The 6,207-nt window shown below is 37.0% G+C and carries 7 protein-coding genes; 4 read left to right on the top strand and 3 right to left on the bottom strand.

Annotation, left to right across the window (positions count from 1 at the left end):
* The 3 genes from LU351_RS02325 to LU351_RS02315 form a co-directional block, all read right to left on the bottom strand.
* Positions 1–580: transposase (locus tag LU351_RS02325; RefSeq protein WP_232592392.1), on the bottom strand; the 580-nt coding region annotated here is incomplete at its 3' end.
* A gap of 56 nt (positions 581–636) precedes the next feature.
* Positions 637–1,584, bottom strand: a complete 948-nt coding sequence (locus LU351_RS02320; RefSeq protein WP_232592391.1) for a sensor histidine kinase — start codon at positions 1,582–1,584, stop codon at positions 637–639.
* Positions 1,585–1,645: 61 nt separating this feature from the next.
* Positions 1,646–2,194 carry a heme NO-binding domain-containing protein gene (locus LU351_RS02315; protein WP_232592390.1) on the bottom strand — a complete coding sequence of 183 codons (549 nt, stop codon included), beginning with the start codon at positions 2,192–2,194 and terminating at the stop codon, positions 1,646–1,648.
* Between the two features lie 174 nt (positions 2,195–2,368).
* Between LU351_RS02315 and LU351_RS02310 the strand changes: the two genes are divergently transcribed.
* The 4 genes from LU351_RS02310 to LU351_RS02295 all read left to right on the top strand — a co-directional run bounded on the left by LU351_RS02310 (position 2,369) and on the right by LU351_RS02295 (position 6,200).
* Positions 2,369–3,115, top strand: coding sequence for a hypothetical protein (locus tag LU351_RS02310; RefSeq protein ID WP_232592389.1), 747 nt, complete (start codon positions 2,369–2,371; stop codon positions 3,113–3,115).
* 193 nt (positions 3,116–3,308) lie between these two features.
* Positions 3,309–3,998 (top strand): hypothetical protein, encoded by a 690-nt coding sequence (locus LU351_RS02305; protein WP_232592388.1) that lies wholly within the window; start codon positions 3,309–3,311, stop codon positions 3,996–3,998.
* A gap of 292 nt (positions 3,999–4,290) precedes the next feature.
* Positions 4,291–5,559 carry a WecB/TagA/CpsF family glycosyltransferase gene (locus tag LU351_RS02300; RefSeq protein ID WP_232592387.1) on the top strand — a complete coding sequence of 423 codons (1,269 nt, stop codon included), beginning with the start codon at positions 4,291–4,293 and terminating at the stop codon, positions 5,557–5,559.
* Positions 5,556–6,200 carry a sugar transferase gene (locus LU351_RS02295; RefSeq protein ID WP_232592386.1) on the top strand — a complete coding sequence of 215 codons (645 nt, stop codon included), beginning with the start codon at positions 5,556–5,558 and terminating at the stop codon, positions 6,198–6,200. The genes LU351_RS02300 and LU351_RS02295 overlap by 4 nt, the downstream gene beginning before the upstream one ends.
* Positions 6,201–6,207: the final 7 nt, after the last annotated feature.

Here is a 6,207-nt window from a genome sequence, read left to right as displayed (position 1 = left end):
TCTCTTGGTTCTTCTTCGCCCAGCGGGCATCCGTATCTTTTTGAGCGCCAACGTTCGGATTCTTTTCAAAACGATCAGGCGTTTCACCGCGTTTTATCTGTTTGTTTTCTTCCTTTTTATTGCGCTGCCTGGGAACATCGACAAAACTCGCATCCACTATTTGACCTTTTCTTGCTTGAAAACCGTGTTCCTCTAATTGAACATCAAAAGTAAAAAACAAACGCTTCATTAAACCAGCTTTGACTAGGTTTTCTCTAAACAGCCACACTGTCTTGGCATCAGGCACCTTGTCCGATGGAGTCAGACCTAAAAACCGGCAAAAAGAATAGCGGTCCCGTATTTGGTACTCTATCTGATCATCGGATACATTGTATAAGTGCTGAAGTACGAGTACTTTGAACATCAGAAGCTCGTCATAGGCTTTACGACCCGCATTGCTTTTTCGGTTCGACTTTCGTATTTCCTTTAAGGTCGGACGAAAGGCTTCCCAAAATATCAGTTTGTTGAGATGAACTAATGGATCTTTTTCATCTAACTTGCGATACCTGTCATCTAAATCAAAAAAGCCGGGCTGAGACATAGAAGGAAACTCTTGAAATTTTTGAACAGTGAGATTATATCAAAGTTGGGCTATTTTTAGAGGTGCCCAATAGTAAACGTGGTGCCTTCCTTTTCTTGTGAAACCACCTCAATTTTTCCGCCAAGATCCTGTATCACTCCATAAGAAATAGAGAGTCCTAATCCAGTACCTTCGCCCATCGGCTTTGTTGTGAAGAAAGGAACAAAAATATGGTTTAAATCTTCTTCTGAAATACCGATGCCATTATCTTGCACTATTATGTAGATATTGGTGCCTTTTCTAAATGAGTGAATAGCCATTTTTCTAGTGTGTTTGCTACGAGTGGCATATGCCGCATTGAGTAGAAAATTAAGAAAAACTTGAGATAGTGAAGTTGAATTGGCTTGAATATTAGGTATTGGGTAGAGTTTTATATCCAGCTCTGATGGATCGTTCAACTCAGATTGCATGATGGTTACAGCAGATTCTATGCATTTATTAATATCAGTTTCGGTTTTAACACTGTGTTCAGAATGAGAAAAATTTTTTAAGTTTAGAACAATGTTTTTGACCCTCTCTAAACCTTCATAGGTTTCAGAAAAAATGGTTTGGCTATCTTTGATTATGTGATCAATATCCCAACGAGGATACTGTTGGACACTCTTTGTTAAGATGTGATTAATATGCTTATGGTCTAAATGGGGTTCGATTTTGAAATCATTAACAATATTAATAAAAATATCGACATATTTATTCAGATTTTTTAAATTACTTATAACGAACGCTAAAGGATTATTGATTTCGTGTGCTATGCCAGCACTTAAAGTACCAAGTGCGGCTAATTTTTCTATTTGTATTTGCGAGTTTTTGTGTTCCAGTAGTTCTTTATTTTTTTCCTCTAACGCAAGATTAGTGTCATACAGCACCCTGAGTTGTCGTTCTAATATACGTTCAGACTCCTCTCGTGCAGCACGCTCTCGTTCATAAGCAAACTTGTATTCGAGGAGGTCATCATATGAATCCATTGGAATTTATGCCGTTTATTGAAATATTGAACGGTTTAATCTAACGATAATCCTAAAAGGCTTAAAGGTCTTTAAAGACAAGGTTAAAAGTACATTGATCATCGCCTTTATGCATACAGGTTGAATGCGTGAATTCAATGGAAGTGCTAAAGTGCTCTGCTATGCCTTTAAGCAAGCCTTCTACGAGATAACATAGTCTTCTTTCAGATTGATAGTACATTATCATTGTGTTTTTACCTGTATCTTTACAGGTGAATAGAGGAAGGGCGGCTTCTTTATGATACATTGCCACTTCATGATGTATTCGAACATCAATATTCATGAGCAATTCTTTTGCCGTTTTGTAATGCTCTACTATTTTAGGGTGAATTGAGAAGAGTGGTTCAAACATATAATGACCATATGCCCTCAATAAGTCGGGTAATGGTATGCCTATTTTTTTTACCAAAACGGAGAGTATATTCAACATATACTCATCTGGGTATAAGCCTCCCGTAGTAAATGCTCCTTGATTGGGTAACTCCGTTTCTCGAATCACTTCATTCCAAAATTTCAAGCCATATTGGGTGACAATCATTTTTTCAAGAATTGTAAATATATGGCCCAGCATAATTGCCTCTTCTTTCAGTATTGACTATTTCACTTATGTCATAATGCTTATAAGCATAGCGTATATTGCTTTAATTCAATTAGGTATGATCCATGGTGATTTATTTTTCACAGTAAATCTTTAACTGGCGTATTTTTTGCTTTAGTCAATTAAACTGTCGGTTGGGATTGAGCTATGGTAAGCAAAAATAAGACACTGGTTTATTCTATTGCAATGAATGGATATCAGCATTTATATGCAAAAAACCTAGCCAGTCACCGTCAATACGCGCGTAGGTATAACCACGAATACGTTGTGATTCAAAAGCCCTATTGCTGGAGGGTAGGGCGAGAGTGTGCCTGGTTGAAATTGACGGTGCTGCTATATGCCTTGGAGCAAGGTTATTCTACGATATTATATGTTGATGCGGATGCTGAGATAAAAAAAGAGGCTCCTAATTTTGTTGATATTTTAGTGGATGAAAAAGATTTTTATATTGCAAAAGGTTACACGGATCGTCTCAATTCAGGTGTTTTTATTGTTCGTAATTCCGTTAACGTGATTGATTGGGTTCAAAGTGTTATTGAGTCTAGGCATAAACCCGTTAGACAGGAATGCTCAGTTGGATGGGGGGAAAACGGTCATATTATTCAATATGCTAAAGATAAGAAGTTTGTAAAAATTATCGATCCTCGATGGAATAATAATGCGAATCCGATGCTAAAGGATTATATTAGGCACTATAGTTTTGGTCCAATGAGGTGTCATTATAAGGTCACTTGGTTGGGGTATTGCCTTTGGAGGTTGAATCAGGTACCACTTGTATTATTAAGGCAATTACGTTGGGATACGTGGCTGAAATCTAAATCCGGTGATTTATTGACTGACCTAACTAAAACTGTCATACAGCGATATTTAAAATCATTGTCCATCAATATGTAGTTCTACTTCATGTAGTTCTACTTCGCTATTCTCATTTTGAAAATAAAAAAATATTTATATATCAATGGCTTAATGAAGGGGTTTGTTGGCATGTTTGTCGCATTCTCTATGTATCTGTTTTGCTCATTGCAAAGAAATTAGTAAAGCAGGCTTTGCTTAAATAGTGAGTTTACACAAATACTTGGAGGATAGTATGAAAGCAAAATTATTAGCCAGCTCAATTTTTTTATCGATAGTGGTCAGTGCTTGTGGTGGAGGTGGTGGAGGTGGTAGTTCTTCGGGCAGCAGTACACCAACCCCCGCCGTAAATAATGATGGGCCAGCTGATGTTGCCTCTAATGATGGATTATCTGAGGAGACGATATCAGGGGGCATGACGGAAACGAATGAGGCTGAAGATAATATTCCTTCGGAAGCCGACAATTCTTCAGAGACCGCAGAGAGTATTGAAGAAGATTCTCTCGTTGAAAATGAAATATCCAATGAATCAGATGAGGCTGAAGTTGATTATACTCCTAATGAAGATTTAATGATTTCTGATGCAGATAATTCTTCTGAGTTGTATGTAGAAAATACATTTTCATTTAGTGCTAGTACTTTGGTGGATATTCAAATAACGGGTAATTATACCAACGGTGATGCAATAGCAAACTCTTTGGTCAGAGTGTATAAAGTTGATGATTCTGTTGAAGAATTAACGGAGGAGTCTGCTTATGAAAAATCATTGCTTTTGGTGGGAATGACTGATTCCTCAGGGGCATTAAATCAATTAGTAGAATGGCCTAATAATCTTAAAAAAGTGATTGTAGAAATTGAAGCCGTTGGAGTAGAAAATGAAGCACTCCTTTCTGTCGACGACGCTATAGTTCATCATTTTCATTAAAGCTTTACAAAAGCGCCAATACTAATAAAGCTATTGGCGTTCTCCGTTCTCCGTTCTCCGTTCTCCGTTCTCCGTTCTCCGTTCTCCGTTCTCCGTTCTCCGTTCTCAATTTGCAGAATAGAAGAAGTTAATTAATTTATCGATATGCGAAGTTTTTAACTTAAATAACGTGGCGTTTTTTCAAAAAAGTACAATAAAAACAGCGGCTTATGTTTTCATTGGTGATTTTTAGCGTGGTTGGTACATTCTTAGCAACAGGGTAAGTAGTTAAAAGTTAAAGAGGCAAATTGCAATGAATACTTACTTGGTTACTCATGGAAGGGGGAATAAACGTCTAGCGAACGAAAGTGCTTCACAATTTGTGATTGCAGCAACTTTAATCGTTTTTTTGATTCCAATTTGGTTGGTTAATGTAGGTGTTTCCTTTTTTTTAAGGAAAAATCTTTTTAAGAGAATAAAAAGAAGAGACTGCTTAGGCAGAGTTTATTTGGTTCATTTTTTTAATTGTGGATTATTAAAATCCACAGCGCAGCTACTCGATGTTTTGCGAAAAAATATAGCCGTCGTTGGGTTGCCAGATGATTCTCATGAAGTGTTTGTTGATCAGTGTTTACAAAGAAGTGATTCTAACCTTCTGCTAGGAATGATCAGTGTTTTTGATATTCATAAATTAACGGGCCTTTGTTTAGCGGAGAGAAAAATCACTACTTTAGATCAAACAAATAAAATAGCTTTAAAAAAAGCTGCACTTATTGTCATCAAATACATTGCTTGCAGAATAATATATCGTTCAAGAAGAGAAGCGAATCGATCTGAAAAACAAGATAGATTCACGTTGTTTGGCTTGAACATTAACAACGTTACTATGAATGAGGCTGTAAGTTGGATAGTCAGTAAGCAGGATACTGCTTGCTGTAAGACAGCTGTATTTGTGAATGTTAATTCAGTGAATCTCTCTTTATCTAATAGAGGGCTATCACAAGCCATTAATCAAGCTGATAAAGTGTTTGCAGATGGGTCGGGTGTTCGGATTGCTTGTTCTCATATTGGTGTAGATTTAAAAGATAATGTGAATGGTACAGATCTTCTTCCCCATCTTTGTAGAAAAGCCAGCAAAATGGACAAGTCTATTTTCTTATTGGGTGGGCAAGACGGTGTTGCGGAAAAGGCAAAAAATAACTTGTTAATGTCTTATCCAGATTTGTCTATTGCTGGCTCGCATCATGGTTATTTTAAGCCCTCAGAAACAAATAAAATTATTGAAGAAATTAATAACAGTGGTGCAGATATTCTCCTATTGGCGATGGGAAGTCCAATACAGGAAGCTTGGTTGCAAGATCATAAGCATTTGTTGCACTGCCAATGTGCTTTAGCGGTAGGTGGATTATTTGACTTTTTTTCTGGGAAGGTAAAGCGGGCACCATTATACCTTCGTGAGTTAGGCTTGGAGTGGGTGTGGAGATTACTTCAAGAGCCAAAGACAAAATTTAATCGTTACGTTATTGGAAATCCCATTTTTTTATTTAGAACTTTTGTGCTTAATCAGGCAGGTGAACTATGAAAACACAATCATTATCTTGGTCTTTAGACGCTATCGTTTTTCCTAGATTTCGTAAATTGAGTATTAATATACAGGTGATAATGGCAATTACTGTTTTGGTTGTCTGTGCACCGTTTTTATTGATTGTGGCACTGGGTATCAAGTGTACCAGTTCAGGCCCTGTGATTTTTACACAAACTCGTATAGGTAAGAATGGGGTCTATTTTAAATTCTATAAATTTAGGTCGATGTATTTAAAGAGTGATCCAAAGTACGTAGAACCAGGAGAGAGTGATCGGGATGGATTGTGTAAGAAATATCGTCAAGATCCGAGAATTACGCCACTTGGTCGTATTATTCGTAAATTATCAATAGATGAACTTCCACAGCTTATCAATGTAATCAAAGGGGATATGGCTTTAGTTGGGCCTCGGCCTGCATTACCCAGTGAATACAACGAATACAAAAATAAAATGTTAGATCGATTAGATGTGCTACCAGGTATTACAGGCCTATGGCAAGTGTCAGGAAGAGCCGATACTACGTTCGAACATCAAATTGAGTTGGATTTAAATTACGTCAAACAACATAGCTTATGGATGGATTTAAAAATACTTTTGTTAACCATTCCGGCAGTTATTTTCTGTCGCGGTGCATACTAATTTTTGA

The organism is Marinibactrum halimedae (genome assembly GCF_021234875.1).
Classification (GTDB): domain Bacteria; phylum Pseudomonadota; class Gammaproteobacteria; order Pseudomonadales; family Cellvibrionaceae; genus Marinibactrum; species Marinibactrum halimedae.
This window is presented reverse-complemented; position numbering and strand designations above follow the sequence as displayed.

Bases quoted from the DNA above. Each gene is read 5' to 3' on its own strand.
- LU351_RS02320 (WP_232592391.1), bottom strand. From the start codon at position 1,584: ATGGATTCATATGATGACCTCCTCGAATACAAGTTTGCTTATGAACGA.
- LU351_RS02315 (WP_232592390.1), bottom strand. From the start codon at position 2,194: ATGCTGGGCCATATATTTACAATTCTTGAAAAAATGATTGTCACCCAA.
- LU351_RS02310 (WP_232592389.1), top strand. From the start codon at position 2,369: ATGGTAAGCAAAAATAAGACACTGGTTTATTCTATTGCAATGAATGGA.
- LU351_RS02305 (WP_232592388.1), top strand. From the start codon at position 3,309: ATGAAAGCAAAATTATTAGCCAGCTCAATTTTTTTATCGATAGTGGTC.
- LU351_RS02300 (WP_232592387.1), top strand. From the start codon at position 4,291: ATGAATACTTACTTGGTTACTCATGGAAGGGGGAATAAACGTCTAGCG.
- LU351_RS02295 (WP_232592386.1), top strand. From the start codon at position 5,556: ATGAAAACACAATCATTATCTTGGTCTTTAGACGCTATCGTTTTTCCT.